At 63.6% G+C, this 26,536-nt stretch carries 21 protein-coding genes and 1 pseudogene; 21 read left to right on the top strand and 1 reads right to left on the bottom strand.

Going from position 1 to position 26,536, the window contains the following annotated elements; all coding sequences use genetic code 11:
• The 7 genes from CC207_RS05560 to CC207_RS05530 all read left to right on the top strand — a co-directional run.
• On the top strand, positions 1–881 hold an 881-nt coding region (locus CC207_RS05560; RefSeq protein ID WP_088851706.1), incomplete at its 5' end, for an SCO family protein.
• A gap of 139 nt (positions 882–1,020) precedes the next feature.
• Positions 1,021–1,443, top strand: a complete 423-nt coding sequence (locus CC207_RS05555) for a hypothetical protein (RefSeq protein WP_028692015.1) — start codon at positions 1,021–1,023, stop codon at positions 1,441–1,443.
• A gap of 107 nt (positions 1,444–1,550) precedes the next feature.
• A complete protein-coding gene (locus tag CC207_RS05550; RefSeq protein ID WP_088851704.1) occupies positions 1,551–4,772 on the top strand; it encodes an ATP-binding protein in 3,222 nt (1,073 codons plus the stop codon).
• 125 nt (positions 4,773–4,897) lie between these two features.
• A complete protein-coding gene (locus CC207_RS05545) occupies positions 4,898–6,175 on the top strand; it encodes a bifunctional O-acetylhomoserine aminocarboxypropyltransferase/cysteine synthase (protein ID WP_028692017.1) in 1,278 nt (425 codons plus the stop codon).
• A gap of 63 nt (positions 6,176–6,238) precedes the next feature.
• Positions 6,239–7,012, top strand: a complete 774-nt coding sequence (locus CC207_RS05540; protein ID WP_088851703.1) for a hypothetical protein — start codon at positions 6,239–6,241, stop codon at positions 7,010–7,012.
• 200 nt (positions 7,013–7,212) lie between these two features.
• On the top strand, positions 7,213–8,967 hold the full coding sequence (locus CC207_RS05535) for an FAD-dependent oxidoreductase (RefSeq protein ID WP_088851702.1): 1,755 nt from the start codon (positions 7,213–7,215) through the stop codon (positions 8,965–8,967).
• A complete protein-coding gene (locus CC207_RS05530) occupies positions 8,964–10,643 on the top strand; it encodes an alpha-keto acid decarboxylase family protein (protein ID WP_088851701.1) in 1,680 nt (559 codons plus the stop codon). The genes CC207_RS05535 and CC207_RS05530 overlap by 4 nt, the downstream gene beginning before the upstream one ends.
• Positions 10,644–10,759: 116 nt before the next feature.
• Here the strand turns inward: CC207_RS05530 and CC207_RS05525 are convergent, their stop codons facing one another.
• Positions 10,760–11,098: a DUF3077 domain-containing protein gene (locus tag CC207_RS05525; protein WP_051555731.1), complete on the bottom strand. Its 339-nt coding sequence runs from the start codon at positions 11,096–11,098 to the stop codon at positions 10,760–10,762.
• Positions 11,099–11,469: 371 nt separating this feature from the next.
• On the opposite strand from CC207_RS05525, the gene CC207_RS05520 reads away from it, so the two are divergent.
• The 14 genes and pseudogenes from CC207_RS05520 to CC207_RS05455 form a co-directional block, all read left to right on the top strand.
• Positions 11,470–12,375, top strand: coding sequence for an AraC family transcriptional regulator (locus CC207_RS05520; protein ID WP_088851700.1), 906 nt, complete (start codon positions 11,470–11,472; stop codon positions 12,373–12,375).
• Positions 12,376–12,585: 210 nt separating this feature from the next.
• Positions 12,586–13,896 carry a sugar ABC transporter substrate-binding protein gene (locus CC207_RS05515; RefSeq protein ID WP_088851699.1) on the top strand — a complete coding sequence of 437 codons (1,311 nt, stop codon included), beginning with the start codon at positions 12,586–12,588 and terminating at the stop codon, positions 13,894–13,896.
• Between the two features lie 70 nt (positions 13,897–13,966).
• On the top strand, positions 13,967–14,890 hold the full coding sequence (locus tag CC207_RS05510; RefSeq protein WP_011533228.1) for a carbohydrate ABC transporter permease: 924 nt from the start codon (positions 13,967–13,969) through the stop codon (positions 14,888–14,890).
• Between the two features lie 10 nt (positions 14,891–14,900).
• Positions 14,901–15,734, top strand: a complete 834-nt coding sequence (locus CC207_RS05505; protein WP_028692024.1) for a carbohydrate ABC transporter permease — start codon at positions 14,901–14,903, stop codon at positions 15,732–15,734.
• A 159-nt stretch (positions 15,735–15,893) separates the two neighbouring features.
• Positions 15,894–17,006, top strand: a complete 1,113-nt coding sequence (locus tag CC207_RS05500; RefSeq protein WP_028692025.1) for an ABC transporter ATP-binding protein — start codon at positions 15,894–15,896, stop codon at positions 17,004–17,006.
• A gap of 10 nt (positions 17,007–17,016) precedes the next feature.
• Positions 17,017–18,492 carry a mannitol dehydrogenase family protein gene (locus CC207_RS05495; protein ID WP_088851698.1) on the top strand — a complete coding sequence of 492 codons (1,476 nt, stop codon included), beginning with the start codon at positions 17,017–17,019 and terminating at the stop codon, positions 18,490–18,492.
• Between the two features lie 16 nt (positions 18,493–18,508).
• A complete protein-coding gene (gene xylB, locus CC207_RS05490; RefSeq protein ID WP_088851697.1) occupies positions 18,509–19,999 on the top strand; it encodes a xylulokinase in 1,491 nt (496 codons plus the stop codon).
• A 41-nt stretch (positions 20,000–20,040) separates the two neighbouring features.
• Complete coding sequence (locus tag CC207_RS05485; RefSeq protein ID WP_088851696.1) at positions 20,041–20,985, top strand: carbohydrate kinase; 945 nt, start codon at positions 20,041–20,043, stop codon at positions 20,983–20,985.
• A gap of 176 nt (positions 20,986–21,161) precedes the next feature.
• Positions 21,162–21,461 carry a His-Xaa-Ser system protein HxsD gene (hxsD, locus tag CC207_RS05480; protein ID WP_028692029.1) on the top strand — a complete coding sequence of 100 codons (300 nt, stop codon included), beginning with the start codon at positions 21,162–21,164 and terminating at the stop codon, positions 21,459–21,461.
• Positions 21,458–22,945 (top strand): His-Xaa-Ser system radical SAM maturase HxsB, encoded by a 1,488-nt coding sequence (hxsB, locus tag CC207_RS05475; RefSeq protein ID WP_088851705.1) that lies wholly within the window; start codon positions 21,458–21,460, stop codon positions 22,943–22,945. The genes hxsD and hxsB overlap by 4 nt, the downstream gene beginning before the upstream one ends.
• Before the next feature lie 5 nt (positions 22,946–22,950).
• Entirely contained in the window at positions 22,951–24,180 is a 1,230-nt protein-coding gene (gene hxsC / locus CC207_RS05470; protein WP_028692031.1) for a His-Xaa-Ser system radical SAM maturase HxsC, read from the top strand.
• Complete coding sequence (hxsA, locus tag CC207_RS05465) at positions 24,177–24,785, top strand: His-Xaa-Ser repeat protein HxsA (RefSeq protein WP_036986456.1); 609 nt, start codon at positions 24,177–24,179, stop codon at positions 24,783–24,785. The genes hxsC and hxsA overlap by 4 nt, the downstream gene beginning before the upstream one ends.
• Before the next feature lie 471 nt (positions 24,786–25,256).
• Positions 25,257–25,679: a hypothetical protein gene (locus CC207_RS05460; RefSeq protein WP_084942470.1), complete on the top strand. Its 423-nt coding sequence runs from the start codon at positions 25,257–25,259 to the stop codon at positions 25,677–25,679.
• Between the two features lie 71 nt (positions 25,680–25,750).
• Positions 25,751–26,536: pseudogene (locus CC207_RS05455) on the top strand (hypothetical protein); the annotation flags it as partial.

Below are 26,536 nucleotides of genomic sequence, written 5' to 3'. Positions count from 1 at the left end.
GCGCAACACCCTCCACCCCCTGGGGCGCCGACTACTTTCCCAACATCCCCTTGCTCACCCAGGACGGCCAACAGGTGCGCTTTTTCGACGACCTGATCAAGGGCAAGGTGGTGGCCATCAATTTCATCTTCACCGGCTGCGGCGACTCCTGTCCGGTGGAAACCGCCCGCCTGCGCCAGGTGCAGAAGCTGCTGGGCGAGCGCGTCGGCCAGGACATCTTCATCTACTCGATCAGCATCGATCCCTTTAACGACACCCCCGCCACCCTCAAGCGCTACGCCGAGAAGTTCGCCATCGGCCCGGGCTGGACCTTGCTTACCGGCGCAGCCGCCGACATCGAGCAACTGCGTCGCAGCCTCGGGTTGTACATCGAGGGCCTTGAGAATGGCCGCAGCAAGGACCACAACCTCAGCCTGATCATCGGCAACCAGGCCACCGGCCGCTGGATGAAGGCCTCGCCCTTCGAAAGCCCGTACATCCTCGCCGACCGCCTGGCCAACAGCCTGCACAACTGGAAGACCGCCAGCGCCCAGCACCACGACTACACCCAGGCCCCCGACATTCGCCCGCCCAGCGCGGGCGAACAACTGTTCAGGACCCGCTGCTCGTCGTGCCATACCCTGGGCGAGGCCGAGCCCGGCGCCACCCGAGGTATCGGTCCGGACCTGCTGGGAGTGACCCGCCAGCGTGACGAGGCCTGGCTCAAGCGCTGGCTGATGGAGCCCGACCGGATGCTGGCGGAGAAAGACCCGCTGGCGATGCTGCTGTACGCGCAGTACAACCAGCTGGCGATGCCCAACATGCGATTGGGGGAAACAGAAGTGGCGGCGCTGGTCGGCTATCTCGAAGAGGAAACGACGCGCTTGCAAGCACCATATTGAGCGACCGCAGGGGAACGCCACAGGGCAGCTGGCAATATCATGAAGCCATCAAATCGCGTTAAGCTCGCGGTATACACTCAGCCATCGCATCATTGGATCCGATGCACGCCTGCTCGCCGAGATCACAAGGAGTCTTCTCATGCCATACATCACCCAGGTCGACAGCACCCTTTGGGCGCTGATCACTCGCCTGCAGGGTCAGGAGCTGCAAACACCCCACACGCCAAGCAACGCCCGCTTCCAGGTCGACACGGTGGGTGCCGACAACCTGACGATCACCACCGGCGCCCAGGCCAGTAGCCTGACCATCAGCCGTGGGGCGTTCCAGCAAACACTGGACTATCTCGCAGCCAACGGGCACTTCGGCGTTTCCAACGCAGTCCCGGTCGCCTCAAACAAGGATCCGGCACTGGCCGGCCCGGTCTGCCTGGCGGCGCGTCTTCAGCCCAACGGCAACCCTGGGCGCATGGTCATCACCTACATCCTGCCTATTCTCGAGCACTGCCAGGCGGTCGGCATACAGCGCGCCATCACCCCGACCACGACCTGGCTTCTACCCTGAAGCCCATCTTGTCAGCGCGGCAGGACGCCAACGCGCCGCAGTTCACATGCCGCATTTTTGCCTAGAGCGACCGCCCGGATCCCCAGGCCCCGTTTTCAAGGATGTCGATGAACCCGTCAAACATCGTGCGCTACTGGCACGCCATCGAATTGTTGCAACCTCAACCCGTCCCCAAACTGAACATCCGTGACGAGGACGACATCTATCTGCCGTTCTTTCACGACATCCGCAGCCAGGACGACCCGCTGCCTTGGATGCCCGGCAGCCTGGTGGGCAAACAGAAACTGCCGGAAAAACGCGTATGGAGCCACAGCCTGTTCGCCCACCTTTACGACAGCCTGGCGGTGACTACCGCCCTGAGGGAGCGGTTTGGCGCCGACCAGGGCTACAGCGAGCCACAGTCGCGGGAAACGGCCCTGTTCGCCCTGCGCTTCAGCGCCGAAGGCATGCTGGTACCGGACAGCCTGGTGCTGTCCAGCGAAGCCTGGTTTCTTGGTTGCGTGCTTGCCGAGCGGAATTGGGAGCATGGCTTCGCCAGCGCGCAGGACGACGCCCGCCAACTGGCCTGTCAGTTGCTTGGCACCGTCGTCACCAGCGATGCGTTGCATGAACTGACCCTGGCGATTGTTCAAGCGTTGGGGCTGGAGGCATTCTTCGGCGATGCCGCTCACCGCCACAGGGTGCGCTCCACCCCGATCGACCCAGAAAAGCCTGCACCTCAGGACGATCCACTCAACAGCTTCCTGCTCGATGACCTCACTCATGTCGCATCGGCGCTGGATCGCGGCGTGTCCAGTACCGCGCTCACCCAGTACCTGCGTGAACATGCCCCAGGCCAACGGCTGCACCTGGACCAGCCGCATGCCTCGCTGCCGATCATCGAGCGTCTCTATCCCCATCGCCATGCGCCGGGCTGCTGGCCGAGCGATAAGCATCTTGGCCTGGTGCACTCGCAACAGCTGGCAGTCAACAGCCTGTTGGCCGAACTCGGTGAAAGTGCTGGAGTCATGGGGGTCAACGGCCCACCAGGAACAGGCAAGACCACGCTGTTGCGCGACCTGATCGCGGCCGTGGTGACCCGCAGAGCCGATGTGCTCGCCTCGTTCGACAGGGCTTCCCAGGCCTTTCTCAACAATGGCTGCGAGGAGCTCAACGACGGCGGGCGGCCGCAGAAAGGCTACCGCCTGAATCCCGAGCTGTTCGGTTTCGAAGTGGTGGTAGCCTCGAGCAATAATGGCGCGGTGGAAAACATCACGCTGGAGCTGCCGCAGGCCGGAAAGGTCGACCCCTCCTGGCTTGGCGAAATCGATTATTTCGCTGACATCGCCACGTTGCTGATCGACCAGCCGGCCTGGGGATTGATCTCTGCGGCACTGGGCAGCAAGACCAAGCGCAAGCAGTTCGTCAGCCAGTTTTTCTACGGTGAAGCCCCCCCCAAGAAGAAAAAGGCACGAACGAGCGAAGCCGCAAACGACCTGCAGACCGCCGACGTGCTCGCTGAGCACGAAGACAGCTACACCGCGGATATCGACGTATCCGACAAGCCGACCGGTCCTCGGGGGTTCATCGGCTGGCTGAGCAACCCGGCCAACAGCATCCCCGAGAGCGAACGCCAGGCACGCTGGAAAGCGGCAAAACGTCGCTACACCGCCAGCAAGGAAGCAGCCGACGCGCTGTGTGAGCAAACCGCGGCGATCAATCAACGAATCGATGCCGTTCGTGAAAGTCGAACGGCGCTGACCTTTCAACAGGCTGAGCATGACGCTCACTGGCGCGCCCATGAGCGACTCAAGGCCGGCCAGCTAGACCACGAGAACGCGAATCTGCTGCCAGCCCGGAACCAACTGAGAAATGCGCTGGATGCCCTGGACAGCCACGTCGGCCAACGGCCCGGCATATGGCGCAATCTCGTCACCCTCGGGGGGGCGGGCCGCACATGGCGTGCGCAACGTACCTATCTGCAGCAACGCCACCAGCTTTGCAGCGACAGTTACGCCACCGCCATGAAACAGGATGCGCGCCTTTCCGAGCAGCTACAGATGCATCAACTGCAGCTCGAAGCCGTCAAGCAGCAGCTTGGGCTTGCAGAGGCTGCACTGCACACCGACGTCGAAACAGCTCGGCAACTTGCCGTCGTGGGGGGAGCCGAGCATCTGCTGCCCTGGCTGACGCAGGGGGATATTGGCCGTGGGGAGGCCATTGAGAAACTCGAGCCCTGGCAATTGAAAGGCTGGCGCCAGGCACGGGCACGGGTGTTCATCGAGGCACTCGGCCTGCACAAGACCCTGTTCCAGATCGAGGCGAAGCGCTTGAGCGCCAACCTCTACTGCATCACCCGACAACTGACAGGCAGCCAGTATCTGGGCATTTCCCAAGACCTGAGCCGGTCGATCTGGGCATCACTGTTCATGGTGGTTCCGGTCCTGAGCAGTACCTTCGCCTCGTTCGCCCGATCGTTCGGCAGCTTTGGCTGTGAAGAAATTGGCTGGCTGCTGGTGGACGAGGCCGGCCAGGCCACGCCACAGGCTGCCGTAGGCGCCCTATGGCGTGCACGCCGCGCCGTGCTGGTCGGCGATCCGCTGCAATTGCCGCCCATCGTGCCGGTATGCGATGCGGTGCTTGAGCACATGCGAAACCACTACCAGGTCGATCCGCACTGGATCTGCAATCGCCAGTCCGCCCAGTCCCTTGCCGACCTCGCCACGCGATGGGGCAAGATGCTGGGCCCAAAGGAGGCGCAGACCTGGGTAGGCCTACCACTGGTGGTCCATCGCCGCTGCGACCGTCCAATGTTCGAGATGGCAAACCGTATCGCTTATGCCGGCGCTATGGTCTATGGCACGGGCACGCCGGAACCCGCGAAAGCTACCAAGGCCAGCCTTCCCTCCGGCTGGCTGCATGCTCCCGGTCCTTCGTCAGGCAACTGGGTCCGTCAGGAAGGCATCATGCTCAAACGTCTGCTGGAACGCCTTGAGGCCGATGGTGTGCCAAAGGACGCGATCACGGTCATTACGCCGTTTCAAGACGTACGGAGCAAACTCTCGACATTCTTGCCCGCCCAGATCGTCTACGGGACCATTCATACCATGCAAGGCAAGGAAGCGCAGATCATCGTACTGCTGCTGGGCGGAAGCGCCGACAGCCAAGGTGCGCGAGATTGGGCGGTGGAAACCCCGAATCTGCTCAACGTTGCAGTCACCCGCGCCAGGGAGCGGCTGTACGTCATCGGTGACTACGATGACTGGAGCAAGCGCCGACAGTTCGAACAGATCATGACGTTGTTGCCGAAACGATCCCTGCTGCCGCTCGACAGCACGACCTCTGCCTGAGCAGCCGCGCGAACCAGGCCCGACCGATGCCGGGCCTGGCCGCACCGCCCGTGTGACACTTGACCCGCACCTGCGGCCCGCTCCATGCTCGAACGCTTCCACCCCCACGCTCAAGGAACGACCGCATGAAGCTGGAAACACTCGCCATCCACGCGGGCTTCAGCCCCGACCCGACCACCAAGGCAGTGGCCGTGCCGATCTACCAGACCACCTCGTTCGCCTTCGACGACACCCAGCACGGCGCCGACCTGTTCGACCTGAAGGTGGCCGGGAATATCTACTCGCGCATCATGAACCCCACCAACGACGTGCTCGAGCAGCGCATGGCCGCCCTTGAGGGCGGTGTCGGCGCGCTGGCCGTGGCCTCGGGCATGGCCGCCATCACCTACGCCATCCAGACCGTCGCCGAGGCCGGCGACAACATCGTCTCGGTGGCCAAGCTGTACGGTGGCACCTACAACCTGCTGGCCCACACCCTGCCGCGCATGGGCATCACCACCCGCTTCGCCGCCCACGACGACATCGCCGCCCTCGAGGCGCTGATCGACGAACGCACCAAGGCGGTGTTCTGCGAGTCGATCGGCAACCCCGCCGGCAACATCGTCGATATCGCCGCGCTGGCCGAGGCAGCCCATCGCCATGGCGTGCCGCTGATCGTCGACAACACCGTGGCCACGCCGATCCTCTGCCGCCCGTTCGAGCACGGCGCCGATATCGTGGTGCACTCGCTGACCAAGTACATCGGCGGCCACGGCACCAGCATCGGCGGCATCGTCATCGACTCGGGCAAATTCCCTTGGGCCGAGCACAAGCAGCGTTTCGCCCTGCTCAATACCCCCGACCCGTCCTACCACGGCGTCACCTACACCGAAGCCTTCGGCCCCGCCGCCTTCATTGGTCGCTGCCGCGTGGTGCCGCTGCGCAACACTGGCGCCGCGTTGTCGCCGTTCAATGCTTTTCTGATCCTGCAAGGCCTGGAGACCCTGGCCCTGCGCATGGAGCGCCATACCGAGAACGCACTCAAGGTCGCCCGCTACCTGCAGGAGCACGACCAGGTAGCCTGGGTGAAGTACGCAGGCCTGCCGGACCACCCCGAGCACGAACTGGCCCGGCGCTACACCGGCGGCAAGCCGGCATCGATCCTGTCGTTCGGCATCAAGGGCGGCCAGGCCGCCGGGGCGCGCTTCATCGATGCGCTGCAACTGGTGGTGCGCCTGGTCAACATCGGCGACGCCAAGTCGCTGGCCTGCCACCCCGCCTCCACCACCCATCGCCAGCTCAACGACGAAGAGCTGGAAAAAGCCGGCGTGCCGCGCGACATGGTGCGCCTGTCGATCGGCATCGAGCACAGCGACGACATCATCGCCGACCTCGCCCAGGCACTGGAGGCCAGCCGAGGCTGATTCACCTGCGCCCCACCCAATGCCGACGGCGGGCGCCCCCTTGCAGAACCGGAACCCCGCGCAATGACCCTTTTCTACCTGAAACTCGTCGTCACCCCGCTGCTGATGTGGGCCATCTCCCTCGCCTCGCGGCGCTGGGGTGGCCTGCTTGGCGGGCTGCTGTCCGGGCTGCCGATCACCTCGGCCCTGGTGATGACCTTCCTGTGCCTGGAGCAAGGCACGGGCTTCGCCCTGGGCGCGGTGCCCGGCGCACTGGGTGGGCTGGCGGCCGTGCAGGCCACCTACACCTTCTACCTGTTCGCCACGCGCAGACTCGGTATCGCACCGGCCGTCGCGCTGTCGATCCTGTTCTATGGCCTGGCGGCCTATGCCTTCACCCACTGGGGTGGGCTGTACCTGTCGGTGGCCGTGGCGCTGCTGCTGATCGGCGTGCTGATTCGCGCCAGTGGCCGCGAGCCCAGGCCCAACACCCTTGCCCGCCCCCGACACCGATATTGGGAGATTCCGCTGCGCATGGTGTCCGCCACCTCGCTGCTGATGGTCACCACCAGCCTGGCCAGCTGGCTGGGGCCGGCCACCAGCGGCATGCTGGCGCCGATTCCGGTGATTGCCTGGCCGCTGGTGGTATTCGCCCATGTGCAGGGCGGCCGAGCCGGGATGGCGGCGATGGTGCGGGGCAATGCGATTGGCGCGGTGGGGGTGATCGCGTTCTACCTGGCGATGGGGGGGTTGCTGGAGCGGCTGGGGGTTGCCGTGACCATCAGCCTGGCGATGGGCGTAGCCGTAGCGCTGACGGTCGCCTTGGCGACGGTCTTGCGGCGCCTGCGAACCGACTGAGAGCAACGCTCTTGCCGGGCGTTCAAAATTGACGCCTGCCCCTATGGGAGCGGCCTTGCCGAGACTACCCATTCCTACGAAGCCCCCTCCCCCAGGACCGTCCCCAAAATCAATGATGGCAAACTGGCATTCCAGCAAACCTCGACAATACTGGCTCTTCACATGGATTCCTTGCCCACAACAACAAAAGGGAATTTGCGATGAGCCAGCCCCAACCCTTGGACGTCGCCATCATCGGCGGCGGTGTCTCCGGTACCTACAGCGCCTGGCGCCTGCAACAGGCCCATGGCGACAGCCAGCGTATCCAGTTGTTCGAATATGGTGATCGCATCGGCGGGAGACTGTTCAGCGTCAAGCTGCCCGGCCTGCCCAACGTGGTCGCCGAAGTCGGTGGCATGCGCTACATGCCCGGCGCCGATGGCCATGTGATGGTCGACACGCTGGTGCAACACCTGGGCCTGCCGAGCCAGGACTTCCCCATGGGCAACGAGCTGCCCAAGGACGCGCCCATTGGCGCCAAGGACAACCTGTTCTACCTGCGCGGCCAGCGCTTCCGTTTCCGCGACTTCGTCGAGGCGCCGCACAAGATCCCCTACGACTTGGGCTGGACCGAACGCGGCTACAACCCCGAAGACCTCCAGGTCAACGTGATGAACAGCATCTACCCGGGCTTCGACAAGCTGAGCCTGGCCGAGCAGATGCAAGTGCAGGTGTTCGGCAAGCCGATCTGGCGCTACGGATTCTGGGACCTGCTCTACCGCGTGCTGAGCAACGAGGGCTACCAGTTCATGAAGGACGCCGGCGGCTACGAGGCCAACGTCGCCAACGCCAGCGCCGTAACCCAGCTGCCCGCCACCGAATACAGCGACGCCACCGTGTTCCGCACGCTCAAGGATGGCTTCCAGAGCCTGCCGCTGACCCTGGCCCGGCGCTTCACCGAACAGGCCGGCGGCCTGGTGCCCGCCGACCAGCGCATCCAGATGAACCGCCGCCTGGCCGCCCTGAGCTACAGCGACGACACCGAGTACCCCTACCGCCTGCACCTGCGCCACACCGAGACCGTCAACGGCAAGACCCACGACCTCGAAGGCGAGGACATCGTCCACGCCCGCCAGGTGATCCTCGCCCTGCCGCGCCGTTCGCTGGAGCTGATCGACTCGCCGCTGTTCGACGACCCGTGGCTCAAGGACAACCTCGGCTCGGTGCTGGTGCAGTCGGCGTTCAAGCTGTTCCTCGCCTATGAGCAACCCTGGTGGCGCAACCTGGGTCTGGTGGCCGGACGCTCGGTCACCGACCTGCCGATCCGCCAGTGCTACTACATGGGCACCGAGTGCGAGCAGCCCGGCGGTGAACAGACCTACAACTCGCTGCTGATGGCCTCCTACAACGACATCGGCACCGTGCCGTTCTGGAAAGGCCTGGAAGACGGCCCCGAGTTCGTCGGCTACACCCCGCGCAGCCTCGAAGGCCGCATCGCCAGCGACGCCGTGGTGCCGCGCACGCAGTTCCAGATCAGCGACGAGATGGTGCGCATCGCCCAGCGCCAGGTCACTCAGCTGCACGCCCAGATCGAGCTGCCGGCCCCCTATTCGGCGGTGTACCACGCCTGGGACGCCGACCCGTACGGCGGCGGCTGGCACGAATGGAAGGCCAACTATCGCCTGGACCTGATCATCCAGAAGATGCGCCATCCGGTGCAGGACCAGCAGGTGTTCATCGTCGGCGAGGCCTACTCCTACGGTCAGGGCTGGGTCGAAGGCGCGCTGACCACCGCCGAGTCCGCGCTGCAGGAGTTTTTCGAGCTGCCCCGTCCTGACTGGCTCCCCGCCAGTTATCAGTTGCTGCCGACCCCAGCGCCGGAAGAGATCGACTACGCCACGCCGCCGATGCCCACGCATCCCTCGCAAGTGCTTGAAGGCATCACCCAGAACATCTGCGCGGGGATCAAGCCATGAGCGCCTTCACCGTTGCCGATTACCTGCTGACCCGCCTCAAGGAACTGGGCCTGGACAAGGTGTTCCAGGTTCCGGGGGACTACTGCTCGAAGTTCATGAGCGCGCTGGATGCCTTCGAGGGCATCGAGGCCGTGGGCGAGATCTACGAGATGGGCGCCGCCTACAGCGCCGACGGCTACGCCCGGGTGCACGGCCTGGGCGCGGTGTCGCTGCAGTACGGCGTGGGCACCTTCAGCGCGGTGAACGCCATCGCCGGCGCTTATGTGGAGCGCAACCCGGTGGTGGTGATTTCCGCCAGCCCCTCGACCAGCGACCGCCTCAAGGCCAATGCCCAGAACGTGCTGTTCCACCACTCCACCGGCAACTTCGAGGCCGACCGCAACGTGCTGGAGCAAGTGACCGTGGCCTGCGAGATCCTGTCCGACCCGCACCGCGCGCCGTGGCAGATCGACAATGCGCTGATCGCCGCCCTCACCCACCGCCAGCCCATCTACCTGGAGGCCTACCAGGACATCTGGGGCGCCGAGGTCAGCCGCCCCCATGGCCAGCTGACCCCGGCCCCGCGCCCGTCCAATCCCCAGGCCCTGCAAAGCCTGGTCGAAGCCAGCGTGCAACGCCTGGCGAAGGCGCGCCAGCCCCTGGTGCTGCTGGGCGTGGAGATCATCCGCTACGGCCTGCAGGACGCCGTGCAGCGCCTGATCGACAGTTGCGGCCTGCCCTTTTCCACCACCCTCGACGCCAAGACCGCGCTCGACGAGAGCCAGGCGCCGTTCATCGGCACCTACGCCGGCCCCGCCTCGCGCCCGGAAACCTCGGCCCGGGTGGATGCCTGCGACTGCATCCTGGCCATCGGCGTGATCTTCACCGACGACTACCTGGACCTGCTCAAGGCCCGCTACGGCCAGATCGTCCAGGTGAACTGCGAACTGGCCCGCGCCGGCGCCGACTACTACCCCAACGTGCGTCTGCCCGACTACGTCGATGCCCTGCTCAAGGCCCTGGAGGTGGACGCCCAGTTCCCGCGCCCGAGCGCGGCACTGGCCGCCTCGCGCCCACTGCTGGGCAGCGGCGCGGTGCCCTGCGCGCTGAGCTACGCAAGCTTCTTCGACAGCCTGGTGAACTTCGCCCAGGAGCACCGCCTGTGGCAGACGAGCACGCTGATCCTCGGCGAGAGCTCGTCGCTGTATGTGGCCAGCAACATCAACGGCATGCCCCGTGGCAGCTTCATCTCCGACGCCATCTGGGGCTCGCTCGGCCACGAGACCGGTTGCGCCCTGGGCGTGGCGCTGGGCAGCGGCCGGCGCCCGGTGGTGGTGGCCGGCGACGGCGGGTTCATGATGGTCAGCCAGTCACTGGCGGCGTTGGCGCGCAACAAGGTCAATGCCTTGGTGTTCGTGATGAGCAACCAGGTGTATGCGATCGAGCAAGCCTTCGTCGACCCTGACGCGTTCACGCCCGAAGGTGAGTTTGCGCCGTTCGATACCCTGCCCGCGCTGGACTATACGGCGCTGGCGAGCGGGTATGGCGCACTGGGGTATCGGGTGGAGACGGTGGACCAGTTGGAACGGTTGCTGGCGCAGGTGCTGATGGTGGAGGATCGGCCGGTGCTGGTGGAGGTGAAGATTGCCGAGAAGGACTTTGCCGAGCAGATCAAACGGTTGGCCGGGGTGAGTTAAGGCTACGGAGCAGTGGTGTCAGGCATCAGCCTTGCTGGTGCCACGCCACGTACTTCCTCCAGATGAAAAAGCCGCTTTCGTTTGCTCGAAAGCGGCCCTTGCCGTTACGCCGACGTTCAACTGTCGCCTTGCTCACACTTGGCCGGCAACTGCCCATCGATCATCGCCTTGGCCATGCCACTGAGGTAGTACGTCGCCCGCATCAGCGTCTGTGCCTCTTTCGGCTGGCTCAACGCCTGGTACGTCAGCGATGTGATACAGCCCAGGATGATTGTTGTTTCCTGCAGCACGTCCTCGGTCGGCAACCCCGGGATCGCCTGCACCCAGTCGCGCACCGAGAACTGCTTGGTGCGGCCGACCAGGCTGACGATCTTCAAGTCTGTGGTGCCCTTTGCGTGTTCGTCCTTGTCCATGACCTTGCCCCCTGGAAAAAGAAAGAGCCCGTCGCGCTTCATCCTCCGGAACCGCCATACCTGACTGCGCGATCCGTGCGCAGTAAGCTGCCCAGTGGTGCGGCCTGTTCCGACGGGTGAAGCGCGACGAGCAGGCCGAGACTAAAGCGATCGCCAATGCGCTACAACGGGCTACCGGCAGGAAAAGGCACCTTTAGGAAAAGGCCTACATAAACAACGAAACAAAGGCTGCAGGACCTGAAATATTCTCCGCATAGGTTGTCCACCGCGAGACAAGTCGCATCGCCGCGCCCACGAAGGCCGCATTGACCTGCATCGGGTGGCACCAGGGATGCCTTGGCTGCAAAGCATCTGCCCTGCTCCAGCACTTCAGGCTACGATGACACCTCGCCCCGCCAGGCCCAGCCACCGCCATGCCCAGAACCAGCAAAGTCACCGACCCATCCTACGAGTTGATGGACGACCATGAAGGCGCCTCGCTGATCTACCGTCAGCACGGCTTCCCCAGCCCGCTGGTGCGCTGGCATTTCCACAAGGAATACGAGCTGCACCTGATCGTTGCCAGTGCAGGCAAGGTGTTCATCGGCGACTACATCGGCAACTTCGCCCCCGACACGCTGTTCCTCACCGGCCCCAACCTGCCGCACAACTGGATCAGCCAGGTCGGCCCCGACGAAGTGGTGGCCAAGCGCGACATGCTGGTCAACTTCACCGACGAGGTGCTCGAGGACGGCAGCCAGGTGTTCTCCGAGCTCACCCAGCTCGCCCCGCTGCTGGCCCGGGCGCGCTACGGCATCGAGTTCCGCGACCCGGCGCTGATCGGCGAGAGCCGCCAGCTGCTGCAACGCATCGCCGACAGCCGCGGCATGACCCGCCTGGGATACTTTTTTATCCTCATGGAACAGCTGGCCGCCTGTGAGGACTACCAACTGCTGTCCACCGTCACCTCCTCGCAGCTGGCCGACGAGCACAACGTCGAGCGCATCAACCGGGCGGTGGACTACATCTTCCAGCATTACGCCCAGGACCTGAGCCAGAACGCGGTGGCCGAGCACCTGGGGATGACGCCGACCTACTTTTCGCGGTTTTTCAAGCAGGCCGCCGGGCGCGGCTTCGTCGAGTTCGTCAACCGGCTGCGGGTGAGCAAGTCGTGCGAGCTGCTGGCCAAGGGCGAGCTGCCGGTGACCGAGGTGTGCTTCGAGTCGGGCTTCAGCAACCTGTCGAACTTCAACCGGCGCTTCTTGCAGCTCAAGGGCATGACCCCGTCCGACTACCGCAGCCTGGTGACCCAGCGCCTTACCGAGCAGAACCGGGCCTGAATCGGGGCGATGTGCCGAGGTCGTACGCAATCCCTGTGGGAGGGCCCTTTCGCGACACAAGGCCGCTCCCACAGGGAAATACCTAATCCCGGCACAGCAAAAAAGTATCAGCCAAGGTGCAGGCGAGGCTTTGTCGGCGTCGTCGCACAACGGTGTAATCGGCAGCGAGCGACACAAAAACAATAACGTCATCCCCGAGGGAGTTCACCGATGAACGACTCGATCAAGGCCTGCCTGGCCGCCGCCTGCCTCAGCCTGCCGCTGCACACCCAGGCCGCCGAGACCCTGACCATCGCCACGGTCAACAACAACGACATGATCCGCATGCAGCGCCTGGCCAAGGTGTTCGAACAGCAGCACCCGGACATCCAGCTCAAGTGGGTGGTGCTCGAAGAGAACGTGCTGCGCCAGCGCCTGACCACCGACATCGCCACCCAGGGCGGGCAGTTCGACGTGCTGACCATCGGCATGTACGAAGCCGCGCTATGGGGCGCCAAGGGCTGGCTGGCGCCGATGACCGACCTGCCCGCCGACTACCACCTCGACGATGTGTTCCCCTCGGTGCGCAACGGCCTGTCGGCCAACGGCACGCTGTACGCCTTGCCCTTCTACGCCGAAGCCTCGATCACCTACTACCGCAAGGACCTGTTCGAAAAAGCCGGGCTGAGCATGCCCGAGCAACCCACCTGGACCCAGCTCGGCGAGTTCGCCGCCAAACTCAACCACCCCGACCAGGGCCAGTACGGCATCTGCCTGCGCGGCAAGGCCGGCTGGGGCGAAAACATGGCGCTGATCGGCACCGTGGCCAACGCCTTCGGCGCGCGCTGGTTCGATGAGCAATGGAAACCCGAATTCAGTGGCAGCGAGTGGAAGAACGCGCTGAATTTCTATGTGACCACCCTCAAGCAATACGGCCCGCCCGGTGCCTCCAGCAACGGCTTCAACGAAAACCTCGCGTTGTTCAACAGCGGCAAGTGCGCGATGTGGGTCGACGCCAGCGTCGCCGGCTCGTTCGTCACCGACAAGACCCAGAGCAAGGTCGCCGACCAGGTCGGCTTCACCTTCGCGCCCAAGGAGGTCACCGACAAGGGCGCCACCTGGCTGTATTCCTGGGCCCTGGCGATTCCCACCAGCTCCAAGGCCAAGGACGCCGCCAAAACCTTCAGCACCTGGGCCACCTCCGAGGCCTACGGCAAGCTGGTGGCCGAGCAGGAAGGCGTGGCCAACGTGCCACCGGGCACCCGCGCCTCGACCTACAGCGACGCGTACCTGGCCGCCGCGCCGTTCGCCAAGGTGACCCTGGAATCGCTCAAACGCGTCCACCCCAACCACCCCACCCTCAAGCCCGTGCCTTATGTGGGCATCCAGCTGGTGACCATCCCCGAGTTCCAGGCCATCGGTACCCAGGTCGGCAAGCTGTTTTCCGCCGCGCTCACCGGGCAGATGAACGTGGACCAGGTGCTGGCCTCGGCCCAGCAATCCACTGAACGCGAGATGAAGCGCGCCGGCTACCCCAAGTAGCTCGCACCGCCGTAGACCGCGCCGTCCTGCGGCGCGGTGACCGCCCCTTTCCGATGCACACGGAGTCGCCATGAACACATCGGCCCTCGACACCCCGAGCCTCGCCACCGCGCGCCCCGGCAAACGCCGCGTCGGCCCCGGCTGGTTCCTGGTCAGCCCTTCGGTGGCGCTGCTGCTGTTGTGGATGATCGTGCCCCTGGGCATGACCCTGTATTTCTCGCTGATCCGCTACAACCTGCTGTACCCAGGCGAAAACCAGTTCGTGGGCCTTGAGAACTTCGCCTTCTTCGTCACCGACGCCGGCTTCATGCCCGGCGCCCTCAACACCCTGACCCTGGTCGGCAGCGTGCTGGCGATCAGCGTGGTGCTCGGCGTGCTGATCGCCGCGCTGCTGGAGGCCGGCGAGTTCTGGGGCCGCGGCGTGGTGCGGGTGCTGCTGATCTCGCCGTTCTTCATCATGCCCACGGTCAGCGCGCTGCTGTGGAAGAACCTGATCTTCCACCCGGTGTCGGGCATCCTCGCCGCCGTGTGGCGCCTGTTCGGCGCGCAGCCGGTGGATTGGCTGGCGCACTACCCGCTGCTGTCGATCATCCTGATCGTGTCGTGGCAGTGGCTGCCGTTCGCCATCCTGATCCTGATGACCGCGATGCAGTCGCTGGACCAGGAACAGAAGGAAGCCGCGCGCCTGGATGGCGCAGGCCCCTTGGCGATCTTCTGGCACCTGACCCTGCCGCACCTGGCCCGGCCGATCGCCGTGGTGGTGATGATCGAGACGATCTTCCTGCTCTCGGTGTTCGCCGAGATCTTCACCACCACCAGCGGCGGCCCCGGATACGAGTCCACCAACCTCGCCTACCTGATCTACAACCAGGCGCTGCTGCAGTTCGACGTCGGCATGGCCTCGGCCGGTGGCCTGATCGCCGTGCTGATCGCCAATATTGCCGCCATCGTGCTGGTTCGCATGATCGGCAAGAACCTCACCGCGCGCAGCTGAGGAGCCCGCCATGCTGACACTCAAGCAAACCCGCACCCTGAAGAACGCGCTGCTCGGCCTGCTGTGCTGGGCCATCGCCCTGGTGATCTTCTTCCCGATTTTCTGGATGCTGCTGACCAGCTTCAAGACCGAGCTGGACGCCTTCGCCACACCGCCGCAGTTCCTCTTCGCGCCGACGCTGGAGAACTACCTGCACATCAACGAGCGCAGCGACTACTTCGCCTACGCCTGGAACTCGGTGCTGATCTCGTTCTCGGCGACCCTGCTGTGCATGCTGATCGCGGTGCCTGCGGCTTACTCGATGGCCTTCTTCGAGACCCGCCACACCAAGCGCACGCTGCTGTGGATGCTGTCGACCAAGATGCTGCCGCCGGTGGGCGTGTTGATGCCGATCTACCTGCTGGCCAAGCAGTTCGGCCTGCTCGATTCGCGCCTGGCGCTGATCATCGTCTACACCCTGATCAACCTGCCGATCGTGGTGTGGATGGTGTACACCTACTTCAAGGACATCCCCGTGGACATCCTCGAAGCCGCGCGGCTGGACGGCGCCGGCACCTGGCAGGAGATCGTCCGCGTGCTGCTGCCAATCGCCCGCGGCGGGCTGGCCTCGACCTTGCTGCTGTCGCTGATCCTGTGCTGGAACGAGGCGTTCTGGTCGCTGAACCTGACCTCGTCCGCCGCCGCGCCGCTGACCGCGTTGGTGGCGTCCTATTCGAGCCCTGAGGGGCTGTTCTGGGCCAAGCTCTCGGCCGTCTCGACCCTGGCCTGCGCGCCGATCCTGATATTTGGCTGGATCAGCCAGAAGCAGCTGGTGCGTGGGCTTTCGTTTGGGGCAGTCAAATGACTCCTCTATCAGGGGCTGCTTTGCAGCCCAATCGCGACACAAGGCCGCTCCCACAGGGGATCGCGCACGCCTGTGGGAGCGGCCTTGCGTCGCGAAAGGACCGCGAAGCGGTCCCGGCATTCCCGCATCCAACCCCGACTTTCGCCGAGGACACCCCCCATGGCTGACCTGAAAATCCGCAACCTGCACAAAGGCTTCGATGGCCACGCCATCATCAAGGGCATCGACCTGGACGTGCGCGACCGCGAGTTCGTGGTCTTCGTCGGCCCCTCCGGCTGCGGCAAGTCCACCCTGCTGCGCCTGATCGCCGGCCTCGAGGAGGTCAGCAGCGGCAGCATCACCCTCGACGGCACCGACATCACCGACACCGCCCCGGCCAAGCGCGACCTGGCCATGGTGTTCCAGACCTACGCCCTGTACCCGCACATGACCGTGCGCAAGAACCTGTCGTTCGCCCTGGACCTGGCCGGCGTCGGCAAGCAAGAGGTGACAGCCAAGGTCGATAACGCCGCGCGCATCCTCGAGCTGCAACCGCTGCTCGAACGCAAGCCCCGCCAGCTCTCCGGCGGCCAGCGCCAGCGGGTAGCGATCGGCCGGGCGATCGTGCGCAACCCGAAAATTTTCCTGTTCGACGAGCCGCTGTCCAACCTCGACGCCGCCCTGCGCGTGCAGATGCGCCTGGAACTGGCACGCCTGCACCAGGAGCTGGCGGCGACCATGATCTACGTGACCCATGACCAGGTCGAGGCGATGACCCTGGCCGACAAGGTGGTGGTGCTAAACGGCGGGCGCATCGAGCAGGTCGGTTCGCCGCTGGAGCTGTACCACCATCCGGCCAACCTGTTTGTCGCAGGGTTTCTGGGGACACCGAAGATGGGCTTTTTGCGTGGGCACCTGAGCCGTAACCAGGGCAACCAGTGCGAGGTGGCGCTTGAGTGCGGCGCCCGCATCGCCCTGCCGTTGTGCGCGGGGGAACTGCATACCGGTAGCCAGGTGACGCTGGGGATTCGCCCCGAGCACCTGAACATCGACCGCGCCGGGCAAGGTATCCAAGGCTCGCTGCAGGTGACCGCCGATGTCAGCGAGCGACTGGGCAGCGACAGTTACTGCCATATGCGCGCCGCCTCCGGGGAAATGCTCACCGTGCGAGTGCGCGGGGATTTCGCACCAGCCTTTGGCGAGGCGCTGGAACTGACCTTCGATCCCGCCCATTGCCACCTGTTCGACAGCAACGGCCAGGCCCTCGACAAACGCCTGCAACAAGCGGCCTAAGGACTCCAGGATGAAACTGAACCAGCACAACCTCGGCCAACTGCCGCCCACCGTCGCCCGCCCCTCCTACGACCGCGCCCAACTGCGCCAGGGCATCGTGCACATCGGCGTCGGCGGCTTCCACCGCGCCCACCAGGCCGCCTACACCGACGCCCTGATGAACGGCGGCGAAGGCCTCGACTGGGCCATCTGCGGCGTCGGCTTGCGCAGCGAAGACCGCGCCATGCGCGACGCCCTGGCCGGGCAGGACCATCTCTACACCCTGTTCGAACTGGGCGACCAGCCCGACACCAAGGTCCGCGTGATCGCCGCCATCAACGGCATGCTGCTGGCTGCGGACGGTGCCGAACCGCTGCTGGCCAAACTGGCCGAACCCAATATCCGCATCGTCTCCCTGACCATCACCGAAGGCGGCTACTGCATCGACGACAGCACCGGCGAGTTCCGCGCCGACCTGCCGCAGATCCAGCACGACCTGGCCAACCCGCAATCCCCGCAAAGCGTGTTCGGCTACCTCTGCGAAGCCCTGCGCCGCCGCCGCGAAGCCGGCACCGGCCCGTTCACCGTGATGTCATGCGACAACCTCCCGCACAACGGCGACGTCGCCCGCAAGGCCCTGCTGGCCTTCGCCCAGCGCCTCGACCCCGACCTGGCCGACTGGATCGCCAGCCACGTCAGCTTCCCCAACGCCATGGTCGACCGCATCACCCCGATGACCAGCCCCGCCCACCGCCAGCAACTGCGCGAGCGCCACGGCCTCGACGATGCCTGGCCGGTGGTGTGCGAGCCGTTTTTGCAATGGGTGGTGGAAGACACCTTCGTCGCCGGCCGCCCGGCCTGGGAAAAGGTCGGCGTGCAGTTCACCCGCGACGTCACCCCGTATGAAGAGATGAAGATCAAGCTGCTCAACGGCAGCCACCTCGCCCTCACCTACCTGGGCTTTTTGCAAGGCTACCGCTTCGTCCACGAAACCCTCGCCGACCCGCTGCTGCGCCGCTACATGCGCACCTTCATGGACCAGGACGTGACCCCGCAACTGGCCCCGGTGCCTGGTATTGATCTTGAGCGCTACAAACAAAGCCTCGGCGAACGCTTCGCCAACCGCGCCATCGCCGACCAGCTGGAGCGCGTGTGCTCCGACGGCTCGTCGAAGTTCCCCAAGTTCATCGTGCCCACCGCCAACCGCCTGATCGCCGACGGCAAGCCGCTGGAGCGCGTGGCCCTGGTGGTCGCCGCCTGGGCCCTGTACCTGCGCGGCGAAGACGAGCACGGCAACCGCTACAGCATCCCCGACCCCCGCGCCGCCGATTGCCAGGCGCGTGTGGTGCAGCGCGACGGCCTGGCCGCCCGGGTGCTGGGCGACGAAGCGATCTTCGGCAGCGCCATCCCCGCGTCCAAGGCGTTCGTCAGCGCCTTCGAGCGCCTGTACGACAGCTTGCGCGAAGTCGGCGTGAGTGAAACCCTGCGCCAGGTCCTCGGCGACTGACACGGAGTGTTTCGAAATGGACGGATTGTTCCTCGGCATCGACTGCGGCACCCAGGGCACCAAGGCCCTGGTGCTGGACGCCGGCAGCGGCCAGGTACTCGGCCTGGGCAGCGCCGCCCACGCGCCGCCCCAGGGCCGTGACGGCCGGCGCGAGCAGGACCCCGCCGACTGGCTGGATGCCTTGCGTGCGGCGGTGTCCGCTGCCTTGCGAGAAGCCGGTGTGGATGGCCACGCGATCCGCGCACTGGCGGTGTCCGGCCAGCAGCACGGCCTGGTGATGCTCGACGCCCAAGGCCAGGTGCTGCGCCCGGCCAAGCTTTGGTGCGACACCGAGAGCGCGCCCGAGAACCAGGCACTGCTCGATGTCCTTGGCGGTGCCCAAGGCTCGCTCGAGCGCCTCGGGCTGGTGATCGCGCCAGGCTATACCCTGTCCAAGTTGCTATGGACCAAGCGCCAACATCCCGAGCTGTTCGACCGCCTCGCCCATATCCTGCTGCCCCACGACTACCTGAATTACTGGCTGACCGGTCGCGCCTGCACGGAGCCCGGCGATGCCTCCGGCACCGGCTACTACGATGTGCGCCGACGGACCTGGGCACCCGATGTCCTTCAGCACATCGAGCCAGGCGAGCGTCTTTTGGCTGCGCTACCTGAGCTGGTCGAATCCGGCGATTGCATCGCCACCCTGCGCGAACAGGCCGCCACTACCCTCGGCCTGAGCCAGCAGACGTGGGTGGCCACGGGCGGCGGCGACAACATGCTCGGCGCCATCGGCACCGGCAATATCGCCCCCGGCATGATCACCCTGAGCCTCGGCACCTCCGGCACCCTGGCCGCCTACGCCGACCAGCCCCACGTCAGTGCCCAGGGCGAAGTGGCGACCTTCTGCGCCTCCAGCGGCGGCTGGCTGCCGTTGATCTGCACCATGAACCTCACCAGCGCCTGCGCCCTGGTGCGCGACCTGCTGGAGCTCGACCTAGAGCGTTTCACTGAGCTTGCCGCCCAAGCCCCGATCGGCGCCGACGGCCTGCTGATGCTGCCCTTCCTCGACGGCGAACGCGTGCCCGCGTTGCCCGAAGCCACCGCCAGCCTGCACGGCATGACCAGCGCCAACCTGACCCGCGCCAACCTCTGCCGCGCTGTGCTCGAAGGCACCTGCTTCAGCCTGCGCTACGGCCTCGACCTGCTGCGCGCCAGCGGCCTGCCAGGCAGCGAAATCCGCCTGGTCGGCGGCGCGGCGAAAAGCCCGCTGTGGCGCCAGACACTGGCCGACCTGCTCGGCCTGCCAGTGGTGTGCCCCCAACAGACCGAAGCCGCCGCCCTGGGCGCCGCGATCCAGGCCGCCTGGAGCCTCGGTCGCCAACTGGGCCACGGCGACAGCCTCGAAACCCTGTGCAAACGCTGCGTCGCCCTCGACGAAAGCACCCGAACCCTGCCCCGTCCGGCACAACAGGCCGCGTACGAGGTCGCCTATCAACGCTACCGGGAGCAACTGCCTGCACGCTGAGTGCGGGTATCCTTCCCTTGTCTTTCGTTCTGGAGAACTGCATGTACCTGGTGTGTGGCGAGGCCCTGTTCGATGTCTTCAGCCTGGAAAACAGCAGCCGCAGCAGCGAGCTGGGGTTTACCGCGATTGCCGGCGGGTCGCCGTTCAACGTGGCCGTCGGCCTGCGCCGGCTGGGCGTGGCGTCAGCGTTGTTCGGCGGGTTGTCCAGCGACTACCTCGGTGCCCGGCTGCGCCGGGTGCTGGAAGAGGAACGGGTAGACTGCCGCTATGTGGTAACCAGTGATGCACCGACCACCTTGGCCATGGTCGGGCTGGATGCCAATGGCTCGGCGCAGTATCAGTTTCGCGGTGAAGGCTGTGCGGATCGGCAGGTGACGCTGGCGCATCTGCCGGAGTTGGATGAGCGTGTGCGGGGCATCCATGTGGGCTCGTACACCCTGGTGGTGAAGCCCGTAGCCGATACGCTGATGGCGCTGGTGGAGCGCGAGCAGGACCGGCGGCTGATCAGCCTGGATCCGAATGTGCGGCTTAATCCGCAGCCGGATGTGGCGCTGTGGCGGCGGCAGGTGGAAGCGTTTGCCGGGCATGCGCATGTGATCAAGGCCAGTGAGGAAGATATCGCCCTGCTCTATCCGGGCCGGGAGACTCGTGACGTGGCGCGGGGCTGGCTTAACGAACGCTGCCGGTTGGTTTTCATTACTCATGGAGCAGACGGTGCCAGTGTGCATTGCGCGCACGGCTCATGGCAGCGCCCAGCGGATACCTCGTTGCCGGTATGCGACACCGTAGGCGCCGGTGACACCTTCCAAGCTGCAGTGCTCGCCTACCTCGCACGCCTCGGAGCAGACAGCCCAGCCGGTGTGGCGAAGCTCCCCCATGAAACCATCGATGCGATCCTCGCCTACGCAATCCATGCCGCAGCGATCACCTGCTCCCGAACAGGCCCGGATCTGCCCTTCGAGCATGAACTACCACCGACATTCTGAGGATCATCCATAGCCTGGGAAGCTTTCATACAACGCTTCCCACTCTCATCATTTTTCCTATACCGCCCATCAAAATCCTGACTGAATGTATGCAAATGTAAAAAAATATGATGGCACTATGCCTCGTTAGCCGGCAAAATCCATACATTCCCAATGGATTTGAAGGATCGGTTCCAATGACATGGCCAGTCATTCTGAAACTCGACAGCGCAGCCTATTCCCTAAGCGTGGTGCAACGAACCGCTTATGCCTTGGCTGAAACAGTCGCGATTCAGATCGGCATTGAAGCTGACCAGATCAGCCTCACTGCCTTCCCTGCTAAAGCGAAAGCCATCCTGCCTCAGGAGCAGGCGCATTCGCTGATCCTCCAGCATTTAAATGACTTTGCCCTACGTGATCACATCAACCGTGAGACAGCTGGGTTGCGTGAGGTGCTGGCTCGAGCAGCGCTTGCTGGATGCGGAGTTTCGCGGTGACACTGATTGCGAGCGACGCTAACGGCTACCGTCTGCTACCCTTTCGCTTCATGCGCCTGAACACCGCAAATGAACGTGACATTTTGCTCACCTCCGATACAGGCGAGTACATGCACGTGAACGACGCGCAGTTGCGGGCCCTCAGTTACTTCGACATAGAAACAGGCACACCTTTCTACAAGGACCTGCTAGCTCGCCATTTCATCTACGAACCGACACGTCACGACCCTTTTCCCGAAATGGCGGCGCAATATCGCAGCCGCAAAGACTTTCTTTTCCAGGGCCCAGCCCTGCACTTGTTCGTTGTAACGCTACGCTGCAACCACACCTGCCAGTACTGCCAAGTTTCGCGCGCACCGCTGGGTGGCTCAGGCCATGACTTATCGGAAGCGGATGCACTCGCTGCTGTTGATCGCTTGTTCGAGTCGAACGCTCCCGCCCTGACAGTGGAGTTCCAGGGCGGCGAGCCACTTCTGGCCTTCGAACGTGTACGCCAGATTGTCGAATGGGTAGCTGCACGAAACTTGGTCGAGCAACGAGATATTCAGTTCGTCATTACCACAACGTTGCACCACCTGACAGACGAAGTACTCGACTTCGCAAAACAGCACCGCATCCAGTTCTCGACGTCCCTCGATGGACCGGCGCCCTTGCACAATGCCAACCGCCCAACGCCTTCACGAGACTCTTACGAGCGCACCGTGGAAGGCATAAAACGGGTCCGTGAGCATCTTGGACACGACGCAGTCTCCGCACTGACAACGTTGACTTCTCGAAGCCTTGAACAGCCTGAAGCTATCATCGACGAATACGTAAAGCAGGGTTTTTCCAGCATTTCACTTAGACCGCTCAGCCCTTACGGGTTTGCTTCCAAGAGTGCACATCGCCTTGACTATCCGATTGAGCAGTACCTGACCTTCTACACGAAGGCGCTGGCCTATCTGCTGAAGATCAACCAGCAAGGAACCTACCTGTCGGAGAGCTACACCAGCTTGCTGCTGAAGAACATCCTGACGCCCTTCTCATCCGGCTATGTCGACCTGCGCTCACCCGCCGGCGCGGGTACAGCGGCGCTGGTCTACAACTATGACGGTTACGTCTACCCGTCGGACGAGGCTCGGATGCTGCTGGAGATGGGCGAAGACGGTTTAAGGTTGGGCACAGTCCAGCAACCCTTGTCAGAACTTTTGGCCTCACCCGTTATGGAGGCGCTACTTGCCAGTGGCGTCGCGGAGGCATTGCCAGGCTGTTCGGATTGCGCATTGGTTCCCTACTGCGGCGCAGACCCGGTCGAACATTATGCTCGCCAAGGTGATCCGATCGGACACCGGTTGTTCAGCAGTTTCTGCAAGAAGAACATGGGGCTGTTAAAGCACTTGTTCGGCTTGCTACGCGACGGAGATGACAACGTCCAAAGGGTACTGCTGTCCTGGTTGAACAGGCGCTCATACATCGATGTTCGCTTCCCAGGCTACAGGGGCTGAGGACGATGCTGCGCAAAGATACCCACTTCGAAATTCAATACCTGAATGAACCAAAGCTGCTCAAGGTCATCACCCTGGATGAGTTCATTGAGCAAGGAGTCGCAGTTTGCGCCGGTACCGCGCAATTCAATGATTTGCTGCTCTGGTTACCCAACGAAGATCTTGAACGAAATCCACATCTGCTTTCATTGCCAGTGGGCGGTTTCCTGACCCCAGAGGCACTCACTAGCCCGTTCGACAATGGCAGACTGCACCTGCATTCCCCCAAAGATCCGGATGTCGTTCAACCTGGCGATGTCATTGCCTTTACCCCTGGCAATGCATTGGTAAGAGTGCTCTATCGACGCGGGTCAGACAGTAACCTGCTGTTCATGACGGATCGTTGCAACAGCCTCTGCCTGATGTGCTCGCAACCGCCTAAAGATATCGATGACCGCTGGCATATCGAGGAAAACCTTCGACTGATCGACCTTATGGATGCAGGCGAGGAAAACCTGGGGATCAGCGGCGGAGAGCCCACACTTTATCGCGATGGCCTGCTTGAGATTCTGGCCAAGTGCAAAACCGTTTTGCCGCAGAAGTCCATACATGTGCTCAGCAATGGTCGGCTGTTCAAAGATCCGAGCTGGATCGCAGCCCTCGCGGTCCTAGGCCACCCACAGTTGAGTTGGGGCATCCCGCTGTATGCCGACAACGCAGTCGACCATGACCATGTAGTTCAGTCCCCGGGCGCCTTCAGCGAAACCGTGCAAGGACTCTATAACCTCGCACGCGCTAACCAGATCATTGAGATACGCGTGGTACTCAGTCGCCTGACCACACCACGCTTGCCTGAATTAGCCCATTACGTGTTCAGGAACCTCCCCTTCGTACGGCACGTTGCGTTGATGGGTATCGAAAGTACTGGTCTGGCCAGAAAGCACTACGAGGAGTTGTGGATTGACCCGGTGGATTATCAAGAGGCATTGAGCCAAACCGCCTATTTCCTCTTCAACCGTGGGATGCCGGTTTCGATCTACAACCTGCCCTTGTGTTTGACCCCACCCCACCTCTCACGATTCGCCCGCCAGAGCATCTCCGACTGGAAAAACCTGTTCATCGATACCTGTCAGCAATGCGCTGCCGTCAAACATTGCTCAGGGTTCTTCAAATCCCACACTGACCGCTGGCAGAGCCGCGGCGTACGACAACTATCGACCGAGGCCTTTAGCGCCTATGCAAGGAGTGCACAGTGAAATTGCTTGACCGCTGGAAAATCCTGATCAGTGGCATCACCTTGTTGCCGATGGCTGGTACCACATTGGCACAGGCGGGCCATACACCGCTTGCCGATGCGAACTGGCAACCAAGCGACAAGCTGCAGCCTCCAGTCTTTGCCGATACGCTCAATGCCGCAGACGCAGTGAACATTTATGCGGCACATCGCTCGCACAGCTCACATCGGTCCCATAGCTCCCACAGTTCCCATTACAGCGGGTCCGGTGGCTATAGCGCGCCTCGTTACTACAGCCCGCCCGCAACGAGCACGCGGAGCTACAGTGCGCCGAGTACTTCGCACAGTACTTCAGGTAGCAATAGCCTTTATCAGTCGACCGGCACTGCTCCCGGAGCGAGCCCGGGTACGTCAAAGACCCGCGCGACTAACGAACAGAAAAGCAACTTGGTCAAACGCGTACAGACTGCACTTATGGTTCGCCAGTACTATCAAGGCACAATTGATGGGGTCTTGGGCAAGGCTACTCGTGGCGCGTTAATGGCCTTCCAAATGGATAGTGCCCTGACCGTGAATGGCAGGATGGATACACCCACTCTCAATTCACTGGGGATCAAGATTCCATAAAGGCAAGGCTCACCTGACAACCCCGAGCGGGATTACCTTTTGCCCAGCAATTCAGACGCAAAGCTGCTCGATCATCGCCGCGTTATTGTCACGCGCCGATAAAGCTTGGCCACGAGCCTTGAACGGACATGGACGTCAAGGTCATGGTCAAGCAACTCCAGACCGTGGTTCATCCAGGAGGCTTTGTGTCACCGAGGCTACAAAAATCGCTCATTTTAGTAGTCCAGGGACGACAACATTAAAGAGGCGAAGGCACGTTCCGCGAAGGGCAATCGACACCATCGAAATCATCGTGGGAGCGGGCTTGCCCCGCGATGCGGGCGACACGCGGTAGGACACCTGTTGCACGCCTAATTGCAGCTGCAGGACCGCCGTGGATCGTTACACGGGTAAGTCCAAAGAATGATGTCATTCGGACATCATGCCACGCTAATCTAGGAAGACGACCAGCGAACAACAAGGAAGGACGCCATGCAGCACATTACCCAAGTCGATAACACTCTTTGGGCACTGATCAGCCGCTTGCAGGGGACGGAGCTGCGAACGCCCTCCAACGCCAGCAACACCCGTTTCAGAATCGCGGCGGTCAACAACGACCACGTAAGGGTGGTAACCGGCACGAACAACAGCTCAATCACCCTGACCCGTGCGGCCTTCCAGCAAACGCTAGATTACCTGGCCAGCAACCGACACTTCGGGGAAGCACACGCAGTGGAGATTCGCTCCAATCTAGCGCCAGAAAACGCCGGCCCGCTTTGCCACGCCGCTCGTCGCCAACCAGACGGCCGTCCAGGCACCGTCGTCATCACCTACATCCTGCCGATACTGGAACACTGCCAGGCTGTCGCCATTCAGCGCGACGCCAGGCCGACCAGCACCTGGCTGGTGCCTTGAGCCCACCCCACCTTGTACGGGGGCACCAGCTCCCTTTACCCGATACACCGTTAAAAAGGTAAGGACACACGATGGCAACCTCAGGAATCGATTGCGACGACGACTTGTTCACCAGCCTCATCAGCGCCACGCCCGAGGAAGTGGACATTCTGGTGGACATCATCACCGACTTCTCCCGGGGCCGCGCCGGCCTGGATGCGGACATCAAGAAGCAGCTGGTACAGGCCAAGTACAGTTCGCGAGCGGCGGGCTACACCGAGCAGCAGCTCGACCTGCTGGGCCATGAGCTGCAGCAGTTCGGCGGGCATTCGGCAATGAACCTGGCTCGTCGCCTGTTGAAGAAATCGGCGGTGCCCTACGCCGAGATCGTCAACGACGTGTACCAAAAGCTCAACGGCAGCGGCGCAACCAGCGTGGCGGACAAGGAACGCCAGATCGCCCTGGCGCTGTTCGGTGCCGGCTGGCGGGAGCTACCGGCCAGCGAGCGTTTCGAGCGGGCCACCAGCACCAAGGTGCTGACCGGGCTATTCAAACTCGACGAGGCGCTGCCCAAAGGGGCCGCCAGCATGATCGGCCTCTCCGCATCGCGCAGCGCGGCACTGTTCACCATGGCCGCGACCACCGGATTGCGCCTGAACCCCTTCGGCGCTGCCTTCACGGCCGGCGTGGGCCTGCATAGCAGCGTGGCTGAAGCCTACCGCGTGACCGTGCCCTTCGTTGCCCAGATGGGCTGGATCCGCCTGCGCCGGGAAGCCCCCGCCACGCCCCCGGCCACACGCCCCGACACCCAGCCAGTGGCCACCGCTTCCCAGACCACGGCCGACCTGGTGATCCAGGATGGCCAGGGCGGCACATTG

This window comes from Pseudomonas sp. DrBHI1, from assembly GCF_002205115.1.
Classification (GTDB): domain Bacteria; phylum Pseudomonadota; class Gammaproteobacteria; order Pseudomonadales; family Pseudomonadaceae; genus Aquipseudomonas; species Aquipseudomonas mosselii.
Note: the sequence above shows the minus strand (reverse complement) of the source record. Positions and strands in the feature narration are given on the sequence as shown.